The 13,818-nt window shown below is 55.6% G+C and carries 14 protein-coding genes, 1 pseudogene and 1 other annotated feature (1 of these 16 running past the window's edge); of the genes and pseudogenes, 9 read left to right on the forward strand and 6 right to left on the reverse strand.

Annotation, left to right across the window (positions count from 1 at the left end):
• Positions 1–27 precede the first annotated feature (27 nt).
• Positions 28–747, forward strand: coding sequence for a response regulator transcription factor (locus KDN35_RS10185; RefSeq protein WP_171565091.1), 720 nt, complete (start codon positions 28–30; stop codon positions 745–747).
• Positions 744–2,552 carry a sensor histidine kinase gene (locus KDN35_RS10190; protein ID WP_212132659.1) on the forward strand — a complete coding sequence of 603 codons (1,809 nt, stop codon included), beginning with the start codon at positions 744–746 and terminating at the stop codon, positions 2,550–2,552. Before KDN35_RS10185 ends, KDN35_RS10190 begins: the two co-directional genes overlap by 4 nt.
• 158 nt (positions 2,553–2,710) lie before the next feature.
• On the opposite strand, the gene KDN35_RS10195 is transcribed toward KDN35_RS10190, so the two are convergent.
• The gene (locus tag KDN35_RS10195) at positions 2,711–3,595 is read right to left on the reverse strand and encodes a YitT family protein (RefSeq protein WP_171565089.1); all 885 of its coding nucleotides are present in this window, start codon (positions 3,593–3,595) and stop codon (positions 2,711–2,713) included.
• 217 nt (positions 3,596–3,812) lie between these two features.
• Here KDN35_RS10195 and KDN35_RS10200 point away from each other — a divergent pair, with 217 nt between their 5' ends.
• Positions 3,813–4,568: a DUF2087 domain-containing protein gene (locus KDN35_RS10200; protein WP_212132680.1), complete on the forward strand. Its 756-nt coding sequence runs from the start codon at positions 3,813–3,815 to the stop codon at positions 4,566–4,568.
• Positions 4,569–4,593: 25 nt separating this feature from the next.
• Positions 4,594–4,935, forward strand: coding sequence for a GIY-YIG nuclease family protein (locus KDN35_RS10205; protein ID WP_171565088.1), 342 nt, complete (start codon positions 4,594–4,596; stop codon positions 4,933–4,935).
• A gap of 165 nt (positions 4,936–5,100) precedes the next feature.
• Here the strand turns inward: KDN35_RS10205 and KDN35_RS10210 are convergent, their stop codons facing one another.
• Positions 5,101–6,432 (reverse strand): glycoside hydrolase family 10-like protein, encoded by a 1,332-nt coding sequence (locus KDN35_RS10210; protein WP_249179024.1) that lies wholly within the window; start codon positions 6,430–6,432, stop codon positions 5,101–5,103.
• 345 nt (positions 6,433–6,777) lie between these two features.
• Here KDN35_RS10210 and KDN35_RS10215 point away from each other — a divergent pair, with 345 nt between their 5' ends.
• Positions 6,778–7,476, forward strand: a complete 699-nt coding sequence (locus KDN35_RS10215) for a futalosine hydrolase (RefSeq protein ID WP_212132682.1) — start codon at positions 6,778–6,780, stop codon at positions 7,474–7,476.
• Entirely contained in the window at positions 7,473–8,303 is an 831-nt protein-coding gene (locus KDN35_RS10220; RefSeq protein ID WP_171565087.1) for a 1,4-dihydroxy-6-naphtoate synthase, read from the forward strand. The genes KDN35_RS10215 and KDN35_RS10220 overlap by 4 nt, the downstream gene beginning before the upstream one ends.
• A gap of 203 nt (positions 8,304–8,506) precedes the next feature.
• On the opposite strand, the gene KDN35_RS10225 is transcribed toward KDN35_RS10220, so the two are convergent.
• The 3 genes from KDN35_RS10225 to KDN35_RS10235 form a co-directional block, all read right to left on the reverse strand.
• The gene (locus KDN35_RS10225; protein WP_268255225.1) at positions 8,507–8,674 is read right to left on the reverse strand and encodes a DUF4180 domain-containing protein; all 168 of its coding nucleotides are present in this window, start codon (positions 8,672–8,674) and stop codon (positions 8,507–8,509) included.
• A 51-nt stretch (positions 8,675–8,725) separates the two neighbouring features.
• Complete coding sequence (locus KDN35_RS10230) at positions 8,726–9,109, reverse strand: VOC family protein (protein WP_212132683.1); 384 nt, start codon at positions 9,107–9,109, stop codon at positions 8,726–8,728.
• Between the two features lie 117 nt (positions 9,110–9,226).
• The gene (locus tag KDN35_RS10235; RefSeq protein WP_212132661.1) at positions 9,227–10,540 is read right to left on the reverse strand and encodes a serpin family protein; all 1,314 of its coding nucleotides are present in this window, start codon (positions 10,538–10,540) and stop codon (positions 9,227–9,229) included.
• A 234-nt stretch (positions 10,541–10,774) separates the two neighbouring features.
• Here KDN35_RS10235 and KDN35_RS10240 point away from each other — a divergent pair, with 234 nt between their 5' ends.
• Positions 10,775–11,170 (forward strand): RidA family protein, encoded by a 396-nt coding sequence (locus KDN35_RS10240; RefSeq protein ID WP_171565084.1) that lies wholly within the window; start codon positions 10,775–10,777, stop codon positions 11,168–11,170.
• Positions 11,171–11,174: 4 nt separating this feature from the next.
• Positions 11,175–11,359: pseudogene (locus tag KDN35_RS19885) on the forward strand (GNAT family N-acetyltransferase); the annotation flags it as partial.
• Positions 11,360–11,564: 205 nt separating this feature from the next.
• Here the strand turns inward: KDN35_RS19885 and rlmD are convergent.
• On the reverse strand, positions 11,565–12,956 hold the full coding sequence (gene rlmD, locus KDN35_RS10245) for a 23S rRNA (uracil(1939)-C(5))-methyltransferase RlmD (protein WP_212132662.1): 1,392 nt from the start codon (positions 12,954–12,956) through the stop codon (positions 11,565–11,567).
• A gap of 229 nt (positions 12,957–13,185) precedes the next feature.
• Here rlmD and KDN35_RS10250 point away from each other — a divergent pair, with 229 nt between their 5' ends.
• Positions 13,186–13,527, forward strand: coding sequence for a hypothetical protein (locus KDN35_RS10250; RefSeq protein ID WP_171565082.1), 342 nt, complete (start codon positions 13,186–13,188; stop codon positions 13,525–13,527).
• Between the two features lie 128 nt (positions 13,528–13,655).
• Positions 13,656–13,818: a binding site (T-box leader), on the forward strand (it continues 98 nt past the right edge of the window).

A 13,818-nucleotide genomic window follows, 5' to 3' on the forward strand; every position in this document is an offset into this window, starting at 1 on the left:
TGATGAAAACACAAGGAGGGAACGGCTGTGGAACACCAAGCGCACATATTGCTGGTCGATGATGAAGAAGCGATTTTGCAGATGCTCAAAACCGTGCTTGAAAAAGAGGGGTTCCGCAACGTGGACACCTGCACGCGTGCGGAAGAGGCCATCCGGCTCATCGAGAAGAAGGCTTACGACCTGCTGATTCTGGACGTGATGCTGCCGGATAGGAGCGGGTTTGAGCTGTGCACCGCGATACGGCAGCGAACGCAGGCGCCGATTTTTTTCCTGACCGCCCGCGACTCCGATTATGACAAGCTGAGCGGCTTTGCGTACGGAGCGGACGATTACATCACCAAGCCGTTTCATCCGCTGGAAGTGGTGGCGCGGATGAAGGCACACCTGCGCCGGACGCTGTCCCAGTCCAGGGAGCAGCCATACGATTCCGGCCGCGTATACGATTTCGGCCGGTTTCAGGTAAACGTCGCGGCGGCCGAACTGATCGTCGACGGCAAGCAGGTGGAATGCTCCGCCCAGGTCTTTCGCCTGCTGCTCTTTTTTTGTGAGCGTCCCAACCGCGTCCTCACCAAGCAACAGATATACGAGCACGTCTGGAACGAGTACGGCTTCTTTGACGAAAACACGGTCATGGTCCACATTCACAAGCTGCGGCAGAAAATTGAAGAAAATCCGAGCCAGCCGAAATACTTGGTCACGGTAAGAGGCTTGGGCTACAAACTGGTGGCTGACGGGAGGAAGCGATGAGGCTGCGCCGCAAAATGATCGTCCATCACTTCCGCCAGCTGCTCCTGTTTTTTGTGGTGCTGATCGTCGTGCTGGTGATCTCGCTCGCATTGTTAGGCTACCAGCTCACAAAAAGGGAAATGGCAACCGATTTAAGCCTCCTCAGCGCCAGCGACTTGTCCTTGTTCTTCATTGCTGTGGACAAAAATGGCGTCCGCGTCGACGAGGACGTGGAGCACAGCGTAAAAAATCAAAACGGCTGGCTGCAGGTCATCGACAGAAACGGCGAAGCGGTCTACGCCTACAACTGTCCGCCTGATGTGCCGCGCCGGTACACGCCGGGCGAACTGGTGGGGCTTGCTCAGCCCGAAAGCGGCTTTCCGCATCACACCCGTATCTGGACGATCCGGTCGGGAGAGGAGAGCTATTTGGTGCTGTACGGCACCCCGGCGCCGGAGGTTCGGCTGCTGCATCTGGTGCTGCCGCGGGAGGCCGGTGAAAATGCTGTCTCCCGTCCGGCGCCAGGGAGCGAAGTGCAGGAGGCGTTTCGCCAACACAACGCCTGGCTGGCCGTGTACGACAGACAGGGGAGCCTTGTGGAGCAGTGGAACAATCCGCAGGCGGCCAAACGGCTGGAGGCGGCTGAGATACTGCAGGCGGAACAGGAGCGGAGAAGCCGGCCGGTCAATATCATCAGCCGCTACGATGAGGCTACCGGCCGCACGTTTGTTGTCGGCGTCCCCAATCCGCTCTACCGCCCCGGCACCTCCGCCGCCGAGAACAGCGATCGCCTGGTGCAGGAGGCGTTGTTAAAAATCGTGCTGATCCTGGTGCTGGTTGTGCTCGCAGCTGCTCTGTGGTACGGGCGCAGGGTGGGTCAGCCGCTCTTGCACATGATGAACTGGCTGGAACAGTTGGCAAACGGACGCTATCAAGAACCGACAGGCCGAAACGGCAGGCTCGTGGGCACCACACGCAGGGGCAGGCGGAAGAAGTCGTTTGCCGTGTTTCAGGACATCTTTGACGCTCTGCAGCATTTGACGGCCGTCCTGAGCGACAGCGAACGGCGGCGAAAGGACATGGAACGGACCCGGGAAGAGTGGATCACCGGCCTGTCCCACGATTTGAAGACGCCGCTCAGTTCCATTTACGGCTACGCGGCCATCCTGGAATCGGACCAGTACGAATGGGGGCCCGGCGAGATTCGCCGGTTCGGCGGGATTATTCGGGAAAAGGCCGACTACATGACCGGGTTGATCGAGGATTTGAACCTGACGTACCGGCTGAAGAACAACGCCCTGCCGATGGTGAAGAAAACAGCGGAGATCGTGGAACAGGTGCGGCGCATCGTCGTCGATACGGTCAACGACCCCGGGGCGGAGCGGCACGTCATCCGCTTTCAACCGGAGGTGGCGTCGCTGTTGGGGCAGGTGGACGGCAAATGGTTCCGGCGGATCGTCGCCAACGTCCTGGCCAACGCGGTGAAGCATACGCCGCCCGGAACCAACGTGCTGGTGTCAGTCGGACCAAACAGCGGCGGCGGGTTTGTCGTGAAGGTGGCAGACGACGGCCCGGGAATGGACGAAGAGACGAAGGAAAACCTGTTTGAACGGTACTACCGGGGAGGTCACACGCAGGAAGACGCCAGCGGGTCCGGCCTGGGCATGGCGATTGCCAAGCAGTTGGTGCTGGCGCACGGTGGAAAGATACGCGTCGAGAGCGAACCGGGCAGGGGGACGACAGTGGCGATGCTGTTTCCGCCCGCCGATGATCTGAAGGAACGGGACGAGGTGAAACAGGAGCGGGTGATCCGCTCTGGATGCTGAATCTGTCTCCGCAGGCATTGGAACAGGCGAGCCGGGTGGTGTCGATGCTGCCGCAGAAGACGGGCGGACTTACAAATCAAATTATAAAGAATACAAGACAGGAAAAAACGAAAACCGTGCCCCTCTGCACCAGCAGGCACGGTTTTCCTGTCAAACGGTTAGTGAATATCCCTCTTTTTAAACTGCCCGCCGCGAACGTCGTGAATGTTGCCGACGGCGAGAAATGCGCCGGGGTCCACTTCCTCGACAATCAGCTTCAGCTTGGCTTCCTCCAGGCGAGTGATGATGCAGAACACCACTTTTTTGTCGTCGCCGGTATATCCGCCTTCTCCGCGGAGGTACGTTACACCCCGTCCCAGCCGGGCGACGATGGCGTCTCCAATTTCCTTGTAGTTGTCGCTGATGATCCAGACCGATTTGGAGCCTTCAAACCCTTCAATCGTCAAATCAATCATCTTAAAGGCGATGTAGTACGCCATCAGCGAATACATGGCACGGTCCCAGCCGAACACGAAACCGGCGCTTCCGAGAATAAACACGTTGAAGAACATGACGATCTCACCGACGGAAAACGGTGTCTTTTTGTTAAACAGGATCGCCACAATCTCCGTGCCGTCCAACGATCCTCCGTAGCGGATGACCAAGCCCACACCAATGCCGAGAATGATGCCGCCAAATACGGTTGCCAGGAGCGGGTCTTCCGTCAACGGACGAACGTCGTGCAGCATCGTGGTTCCTATCGACATGGCTGTAACGCCCAACAGCGTTGAAATTGCAAACGTTTTTCCGATTTGTTTATAGCCGACGATCAAAAACGGCAGATTGAGCAGGAACAGGAACAACCCGAGCGTCCAGCCTGTCAAGTGGGACAAGATGATAGATATCCCGACTATTCCACCGTCAATGATGTGATTTGGGACCAGAAAGATTTCCAGCCCGACGGAGACGAGGCCAGACCCGATCAGGATGAACAGCGCCCTCTTGAGCAGTTTGCCGAGGGTCAATTTTTTATGAGTGGCATGTTGTTTGAGCGTTTCTTCCATTCATTCCCCTCCTACGATAATAATTATGTTTTTATTATACCATTAACTGTCCAATCGCTTGCGCATTTTCAGATATGTTCAGAATAGAAAAAATAGACGGAGACACGATCTTTTCTCCGTTCGCCTGCGAATGGATACAAGCATACCTTGACAAAATTATAGACAAAACAATAAAATGTCTATAAAAATATAAACAAAACAAGGGTGTGTTTGTGTGATTGGCGTATCGGAACTGTTTTGGAACGCCTCGTTGGAGGAATTGAAACGCGGGTACATTCTGCAGGACGATCATGTTGTATGCCTGCTTTGCGGCAAGCGGCTGGAGAAAGGCGTCGTCTATCCGGCTGACGGCGTTTTCTATGAAGCGGAGCGGTATATGCGCGTTCACATTGAACAGGCGCATCAGTCCGTGTTTGACTACCTGATCCGGCTGGACAAAAAGCTGACCGGCCTGACGGACCATCAAAACCGTCTGCTGCGCCTGTTTTACCAGGGAAATAGCGACGCGGACGTGCAGAAGGAGCTGGGCATCGGCAGCGCTTCCACGATCCGGAATCACCGCTTTGCCTTGAAGGAGAAGGAGCGTCAGGCCAAGGTGTTTTTGACGTTGATGGAGCTGTTGAAAGAACGGGACAAGTACGCGCCGACCTTCATTGATGTGCATCACACCGCCAGAATGGTGGACGATCGGTACAATGTGACGCTGGACGAGTACGACAAGTTATTGAAAAAGTACTTCCCGGCAGGAACCGATGGATCATTGAAGACTTTCCCCTCGAAGGAAAAACACAGACTGGTGGTGCTGCGGGAAATCGCCAAGCGGTTTCAGCCTGAGCGCATCTACACGGAAAAAGAAGTCAATCAGATCTTGCAGGCGGTGTATGACGACTACGTTACCGTCAGACGGTATTTGATCGACTACGGGTTTCTGGATCGAAAGGACGACGGCAGCCAATACTGGCTGAAAGCGTGATTTTGAGGGAAAGGAAGAGATACCGATGGATCGACGAGCGGAACTGAAACAACTGTACAAGGAAATGAAGACTGAGGCGGGTGTCTACCGGATTACCAACCGACAAAACGGGAAAGTGTTCATCGGCAGCACCATGAACCTGAAGACCATAAACGGCACGCAATTCCAGCTGAATTACGGCAGTCACAAAAACAGCAAGCTGCAGCAGGAGTGGAACGAATACGGGAAAGACGCCTTTGACATTGAGGTGGTGGAGCGCCTGGAAGTGAAGCAGGACAAATACCAGGAGACCAAGGACAAGCTGAAAAAGCTGGAGGAAACCTGGATGGAAAAGCTGCAGCCGTTTGGCGAACGGGGCTATCACTAGGGGGGCGGCAACCGCCGTTCCCGTCAAAAAACAAGGATCGTTGCGGGATGTCCGCACGATCCTTGTTGATTTTTCCGCAGGTTGTCTACAGAGGCACTATGTGTGTCAGCAAAGCCGTCGGCTGCAGGTGACGTGAACCGCGCCGCTTCGGCTCTTGGCCCGTTGTTACGGGGTTTGCGCCGCATAGTACTGTTTCAGGCTGGAACCCACCCCTGCGGTATTGTTCAGAAGCGTTTTGGCGCTGAAAAAGATGCTGCCTTTTACCTGGGGATACGCCTTGTTGAGTTGGAGCTGCTTGATCAGCGCATCGCTGGTCGCCCAGTCGGTCGTGTTGCTGCCCACGCGGTACGCGGCGTGACCGATGTAGAGTTTGACGGGGGTGCCGTTTGTTTCCGCCGCCCACCAGTGGACGAGCTTGTCGTACGCGGCCGGCTTGTACCCGATGCTCCAGTAGAGCTGAGGCGCTACGTAATCGAGCCAGCCGCTGCGAATCCACGTGCGGACGTCGGCGTACAGGTTGTCGTAGGAGCTTTGGCCGTTCGTGTCCGAACCGGTGGGGTCGTCCTTCGCGTTGCGCCAGATGCCGAACGGGCTAATCCCGAACTCCACCTGCGGCTTTACGCGTTTAATCGACTGGTACAGGTCGCGGACGAAGGTGTTGATGTTGTCGCGGCGCCAATCGCCTTTATTGGCAAATCTCCCTTGATTGTAGGCGGCATACGTCGCATCGTCCTTAAACGCTTCCTGCCCGTACGGATAAAAATAATCGTCCAGGTGCACGCCGTCAACATCGTACTTGTTCACCACTTCCAGAATGGTGGCGATCACGTGCTGCCTCACTTCCGGAATGCCCGGGTTGAAGATCAGTTGGTTATTGTGAGGCACGACCCAATTCGGATGCAGTCTGGCGGGGTGATTTGCCGCCAGTTTTCCCGGATCTTTGTTCGTGCTGGCCCGGAACGGGTTGAACCAGGCGTGAAACGCCATGCCGCGCTTATGCGTTTCTTCGATCATGAAGGCGAGCGGATCATAGCCCGGGTGTTTTCCCTGCGTGCCGGTCAGCCATTTGGACCAGGGAACGAGAGCGGAAGGGTAGATGGCGTCCGATTCCGCTCTCACCTGGACGATGATGGCGTTCATGCCGGTCGCTTTCAGCTCGTCCAGCAAGCGTATGTACTCCTGTTTTTGCGCGTCGATGCTCAGGCCCTGTTTCGACGGCCAGTCGATGTTGTACACCGTGCTCACCCATGCGGCGCGCATCTCCTGCTGGGACTGGTTCACAGCGGTGCTGCTCCCCTCGGCACCGGCGTTCGGATTGATGACAGGTTGCGGAGCCGTTCCATTGACGATGTCCGGCGGGGCTGTCGGGGGAATCGATTGGCTGACGGCAGCATTGGCGGTCACCCCTGTGCTCGTCTGCGGCTGAGCTGCCGTTGCGATCGGCTGCAGCCCAAACAGCAGGAGGAGCAGACTCATCAGCAAGCGGTATCGTTTCAATTCACAATCCTCCTTATTGCGTGAAAAATGTTCCCGTACACGATCTGCCGTGTAGGCGGAAGAAATCTACCAATCTAGTAGACGTTTGAGAGAGACATTCGTTGCTTTCGGACTGCAAAAAACGGCAAAGATGGGTCTTGTGTCCTATGGTGATCGTTTCCTGGTTCGGCACATGTTTCACGGAAGACTTGATGGCGTTGATCGTACCGCTGGCCGAGCACATCGTTTTTGGCAAACAACTTTACAGGAAGACGAGATAGCGATAACGTTGAGGAAGAGTGTGAACGTGCATGAAGGTTGGAAGGATATACGCATCATGAATGAGGAGAGATCAGAGAGATGAAGATGGACCCGCAAACGGGATCGCTTGAAGGTATCGGTCACGAACGGCGGAAAGCGGACATGCGCGTGCTCGTGATGACCGCTGTTCCGGCAGAGAGAGACGCGGTCTTGCGCGGACTGCGCGGCGACCGCCGCTTTGACGTGCTGGCAGGGGGCGTCGGCGCGGCGGCAGCGGCAGCCAGTACGGCGCGGGCCCTGGCTGTTGGCCAGTACGACCTGGTCGTGTCTGCCGGCATCGGCGGCGGATTTACGGGACGGGCGGAAGTGGGCTCCCTGGTGGTGGCGAACGAGATTATCGCCGCAGACCTGGGGGCGGAGACTCCGGACGGCTTCTTGAGCGTGGACGAGCTGGGATTCGGTTCTGCCCGCATCCAGGTCCCCGCTGAGTGGGCGGCCCGTGTGACTGAGGCGCTGCGCGAGGCGGGGCTGCCCGTCAGCACCGGCCCCGTCCTGACGGTAACGACTGTGACAGGCACCGCTGAGACCGCTCGTACATTGGGCGTGCGTGTGCCCGGGGCGGCTGCTGAAGCGATGGAGGGCTATGGCGTGGCTGTTGCCGCCCGTCAATGCGGCCTCCCCGTCCTGGAGGTCCGTGCCATTTCCAACCCGGTCGGACCGCGTGACCGTGCCTCCTGGCGCATCGCGGAGGCGCTGAACGCATTGGAGGCAGCAAGCTCAGTATTCCTGGAGGTGCTACGATGAGAATTGCCTTTTCGCCTTGTCCCAACGACACGTTTGTATTCCACGCCTGGGTGCACGGCCTGATCCCCGGCGCACCCAAGCTGGATGTCACATATGCCGACATCGACATTACCAACGGCCTGGCAGCGGCACCCAACGGGCCGGACGTACTCAAGATTTCGTATGCAGCCCTGCCGTGGGTGCTCAACGAGTACGCGCTGCTCCCGTGCGGAGGGGCGTTGGGCCGGGGGTGCGGACCGCTGGTGCTGACCAAGACTGGCAGCAACGATCCGGGGGTGCTGTCCGGTCGTCGCGTGGCGGTCCCCAGCGAACGCTCAACCGCCTACCTCCTGTTCCGCCTGTGGGCCGCCCGCAACGTGCCGGGAGGTGTTGGCGAGATCGTGGTGATGCCCTTTCACGAAATCATGCCGGCGGTGCGTGACGGCTTGATCGACGCCGGACTGGTCATCCACGAGGCGCGTTTTACGTACCCCTCGTACGGACTCAGCCTATTGGCCGACATGGGAAGCTGGTGGGAAGAAGATACCGGCCTGCCGATTCCGCTGGGGGCGATCATCGCTCGCCGTTCGCTCGATCAAAAGGCCATCGCCGGCTGGATCCGCGCGTCAGTCGAATACGCATGGGCTCACCCGGAAGCGTCGCGTGAGTACGTGCTGCACCACGCGCAAGAGATGGACCCCGATGTGGCGAAAGCGCACATCAACCTGTACGTAAACGAGTTTACCGCCGACCTGGGCGAAGAAGGGTATGAGGCGGTCACCGCTCTGCTCACGCGGGCAGCGGCGGAAGGTCTTGTGCCGGAGGTGGACCCGGCCAAGCTGCGCTGACACGGCCGGTGAATCATGAGACGCAAAAAAGGGGCTATTAGGCCCTTTTTTTGCGTCTGGCCATGCGGGCCCCCCTGCTTTACACGAAAAAATGGGAGCCTGTGTTGCACATGCTCCCGTTCGTGGTTCTGCATTCTGTTTCACATTCACTTTCAAACCGGCTTTTTCCACTTCAATATATTCTTTCTCCCACTTTTTGGCTTTCACGCTGATATCTGGTGAAGTGCCTCTAGGGCGTCGGATTCGGTCTCCTTGAATAAGACCATGTTTCCCTGATTGGATTCGTACATGAAGGCGTTCAGGCTGTTGCTTTGGTAGCTGCTGAAATCACCGACGATCGCGACTTTCATCTGGTAGTTGGTAAAACACAGGGTCTAGTGAAAGCCACTCCAGCGATGGTGCGGCCCGTTCGTTTAACACAGTTACTTCTGTACCAGTTGAATAAGGTTGCCGCATGTATCGTCGAAGACGGCGATTGTGACGTCACCGACTTTGGTCGGCTCCTTCGTAAACTTCACGCCCTGTTCCACCAATCGATTGTATTCTTTCTGAATATCTGCAACGCCAAACATGGTTGCGGGGATGCCATCGGCATAGATCTTCTGCTGATACGCTTTGGCGGCAGGATGGTCATTTGGCTCGAGCAACAGCTCGGTACCGTCTTGCTGATCGGGAGAAACAAGCGTGATCCACCTGAATTTCCCCATGGGAACGTCCTGCTTTTTGACAAACCCCAGTGTTTCTGTATAAAACTGCAATGCCTTCTCTTGATCGTCAACCAATACACTCGTAATAATGATGTTCAACATCTGGCAGCCTCCTGATTATGACGTTGGTACTATCTTAACAATCTGGCTTCAAACAGACAAATCCATACAGTGCCACACGTTCCACGCAGCTCGAAAGGAGCAAATGAATCGCTGTTATTCAGCAGGATTTTCGCATATCCCCACAAACAGCAGGCTGCCGTTTGGTGCCGTAATCCCGTAGATAAAGGGCCGGTCAAGAATCATTTCTGCCCGGCTTTCCGGCGGCCTGGAACCGGCATAGGCGATCAGCGTATAGGCGGACGCTTCCACGCCGTTTTCGTCAATCGCGATATGTGTTCCTTGAAGGACTCTGGAAAAAAACGCTGTGTAATCGGTAATACCGCTAAAGTCTGCCCTGGGTGTGAAGGCTGAAATCACGCCAAGTTTTTTGAGAACGTTGGCCAGGTCAAGGTTTGACTGAAAGCTGAATTTGGGGATTTTCCAGACGATTTGCCCATGGCTGTCCTCGCCTTCTTCAAACGTCTTCCGCATTTGCTCGGGGGATGAAAGCAGCTCGTAAGGGGATACCCCGCGATCCGGCAGGATAAATACCATTTGTCCCCCATTTTTGAGCCCCAGGCCGGCGCGAGTAAACCCCTTTCCTTTTGCATAGCTTCCGGTCCCAAACGTCTGATTCATAAACTCGACGTGTACATCATGACCATCTGCGAGGTGGAACACATCCACGGCTGTTTTCTCTTTATCAAATTGATCAACCCATTCGTCATAGAAGTATACGGTATTCAGGATTGACAGGATTTGATCCGCACTCGTTTCCAGCCTGGGAGACAGTGTACCGTTGGTATTGGCAGATATCCAGGCAGTCATCGCTTTTCCGGCTTCTTCCTTGGCAAAGTCGACAATGTGGGAACTTGCATAGAAATGTTCAGCTGCGTGTTTTACAAAGTCATGTTTGAATTGAACCGGGTTCCCATCGTGCTCTTGATTCATCCAGATGGAATTGGCGATTTTCAGCTTGCCAATGTCATTGTCCCTGTAAAGCGTGCGGTATAAATTTCCTGACTGTTCCAAAAGAAATGCCGGATCGGAAACACCCAATACATGAAGCAATTGTGCCTGTGTCTCGTTCTTAGCACCGGATGCGGCAAGCGACAGCGCAAAGTAGAGCGAGAGAGGGGAGTAATTTACGTTTTTGCCGCCGTTATTCAGGATATGGGGGCTAGTCTTATACGCGAATTCATTGACGGCCTCAATAAAATCATCCGCAACAGGATTTTGCTCGCGAACCTCACTCCATGTGTCATGGTCGTCGAAGGCATATGCCTTGGGATAAACGACATCCAAGATGGCGCCTGTATGAGGCTGTTCACTGCCTGGTTTGGGAACCAAAAGACTAATGCCAACTAGCAATGCGACACAAGCCGTGAGAGCCGCCCATTTATACCAGGCGGGTTTTCTTTTTTTCATGCACAGTACCACTCCTTTCTTTTTTCATTGCCGTCTTTCCATGAATGCCGACAGCGGTGTAAGCTTTGAAAATATAGCATTTTTTGGCAGATGATTGTTTATTATACCCCATGATTTATGTATACTGTAGAAAACTTACTTTTTAAGAGAAAGGGAGTGTCCGCACTCAAAATAGAGATCGCGAACATGCGTGTCATCACGGTAAACAATCCAACATGACGAGGTGTTGCTGTAATGAGCGGAAAAATTACCAGAACCAATCCCGCAACTGTCCCGGCGCCAGTTGGGAAGTACACGCACATCACCAAAATCCCGAGAGGTGCCGAACTGTTTGTGGCATCAGGACAAATCGGCGTAACCCCTCAAGGGGAGATACCAGCGGCTTTGAATGAGCAGGTGGTTCATACATTTGCCAATATCAAGGCAATTCTGGAATCGGAAAACTTGACAAGCGAACATATTATTAAAGTGAATATCTGGGCCACGGAAAAACTTGATTGGGATTTCTTCTACGCCGAGTGGGACAAGTTATTCGGAAATGACTATCCTGCGATGACCGTTGGCTATATTTCTGCACTGGGCTTGCCTGAAATTAAAATTGAAATCGAAATATGGGCTGCCAGAGTATAGCAACCGCTCGCTCATGCAAAAAGCGGAAGAGCGGGCAAAACAGGAAGGCCGCTATCGCTTTTGGTGCTCGACACGCGGGAAGGAGATCGGTCCAATTACCTCTATACGTCGATCGGTTTTGTCGAAGCGGGACGAATCCCTCGATACGCCCAATCAGCAAACGGGGAACTCCATGCAACCGTTATTTAATATAAAACGTTGTAATTACAGCAAAAAGACACGGAACAGCAATTCCGTGTCTCCGTGTGCAGACAAAGTCCATGGCGCATGGGTGGTAGGGCCCGCTCGCTCTCTTGACGACCAGCAAAGAAGCGGATCGCGTCCGCACCAAAACGCGACGCGGGCAGGGGGCAAACAGCCCCTTGGTATCAGGTGTGTCAGAAAAACAACGGACTTACTCTTTTGCCCCTCTCAAAGTAAGTAACACCACACACTCCACATGACTCGTATGCGGAAACATATCCAACGGCTGGACGCTGACAAGTTCGTAGCGGGCCAGCAGCTTCGCCACGTCTTTGCCCAGGGTGGACGGATTGCAGGAGACGTAGACGATCCGCTGTGGCTGCACCTCCAGGAGGGAGCGGATCAGGGCGTCGTCCAGTCCGGTGCGGGGCGGATCAACCACGACCACGTCCGGTTTTACGCCCTGCTTGGCCCACTTCGGCATCAGCACCTCGGCGCGGCCGACGTGGAAGGTGGCGTTGGCGGCCCCGTTTTTCTCGGCGTTGCGGCGGGCATCCTCGACTGCATCGGGAATCAATTCGATGCCCCGGACTTCCCGGGCGTACGGCGCCAGCCAGAGGGCGATTGTCCCCGTGCCGCAGTAGAGGTCCAGCACCAGTTCGCTGCCGGTCAGCCCGGCGGCTTTTTTCACTTCCTCGTACAGCTTGCGCGTCTGCTCCGGGTTCAGCTGGAAAAAGGCGCGGGCCGACAGGTCAAACGACAGCTCCCCCAACTGCTCCGCGATCGACGGTTTTCCCCAGAGCTGGCGGGTGGAGTCGCCGAAGATCAGCGACGTCTTTTTTCGATTGACGTTCTGCACGATGCTGACCAGGCCGGGCAGACGGGTGCGCAGTTCCAGGATCAGTTCCTTGACGCGCGGAAACTCCTCGGTCGCCGTCACCAGCGTGAGCTGCGTCTCGCCTGTGGCAAAGGCCACGCGGGCGACGATGGTGCGGATGACACCGGTCCGTTTTCGTTCATCGTACGCGGGAATGCCCAGCTCCTCCATGATCTGCCGCGCCGTGCGGACGATCTCGTTCGTCGCCTCGTGCTGCACGCGGCATTCCTCCAGGTCAACGAGGCGGTGGCTGCCGGTCTGGTACAGGCCGGCCACCAGCCGGCCGTTCTGCCGTCCTACCTGAAACTGCGCCTTGTTGCGGTAGCCCCAGGGGTTGTCCATGCCGATCGTCTCCGCCACCGGCGGATTCTCCAGCCGGGCGTACTTGCGCAGCGATTCGATCACCAGCTCCCGCTTGCTGGCCAATTGGGCCTGGTAATCCATGTGCTGCAGGCTGCAGCCGCCGCATTCCTCATAGACCGGACAGGGCGGCTCGACCCGCGCAGGGGAGCGCTCCACCACGCGCACCAGTTTGGCGATGGCGTACGTTTCCTTGACGTCCGTCACTTCGGCGTGCACCACCTCCCCGGGCAAGGCCTTATCCACAAAGACGATTTTTCGTTTGTAATAGCCGATGCCTTCGCCGTTGATGCCGAGACTTTTGATCGTCAGGGTCATCTGCTGGCCGATGCGAATGGCGGCTTCCTTTTGCGACGATTTGTTCATGCGTGCCGATCTCCTTCACAGGTGGTTGTCCCTTCATTATACCGCTGCCTGGACCTGTGCCAAAATGAATTCGCTCCACACCTGCTTTTCCGGCAGAATTTTTCCGTCCCGTTTTTGTCATCACAATCCGAAGGGACAGCGCCGCCAATCTGACCATGATGCGGCTTTCTCCCTTGTCCCGTTTTTTGCTATAATAGGGCAGAAAAAAACGAGGGAGTTGTGACGAAAGATGCAAGAGCTGTTTGACAAAATGAAGGAATATCTGAACATGGATACGGAGATTTCCTTTGAAGAGTTTGACGGATACTATAAGAAAGTGGTTGCGTTTCTGAACGACAACTGGACCAGTTTGAACGAGGACGAGACGCTGCACATGCTGTTCATCCTCGACAACCTGAAGTCCAACGGCGAGGATCGCGCCAAGCGCAGGGAAAAAGAGGCGAAAAAGTACGCCAAGATGGCACAGCGCTCGGAAATCTGGGCTACTGCGCTGATCAAGCGTCTGCGCGACGCCGGCATGAGCGATGAGGAGATCGGCAAGCGCTACGAAGCGATCTACGAAGCGGTGTAACTATCTTAGCAAAACCAAGTGGGGACGGCGGACCCCGCTTTTTTATTTGGCGGGGGAAGTGGCAAAGCATTGACAATGCATGGCAAAATGACTATAATTTCTTACTAATTTAAATAGTTCTTTTTGGTTGAACAGCGCGGAAAAGGACGAGTAAAAACAGAAGCGGCGCACAGAGAGCTGTCCCTCGTGCTGAAAGGACAGCCGCTGGCCTGTTTTGAATATCACCTTGGAGCTGTGCCTTGGAAAGAACGGGATCGCCGATTTGAGTACAGGGCAACGGTCACGCCCCCG

This window comes from Brevibacillus sp. NL20B1 (genome assembly GCF_018195675.1).
GTDB classification, from domain to species: Bacteria; Bacillota; Bacilli; order Brevibacillales; family Brevibacillaceae; genus Brevibacillus; species Brevibacillus aydinogluensis.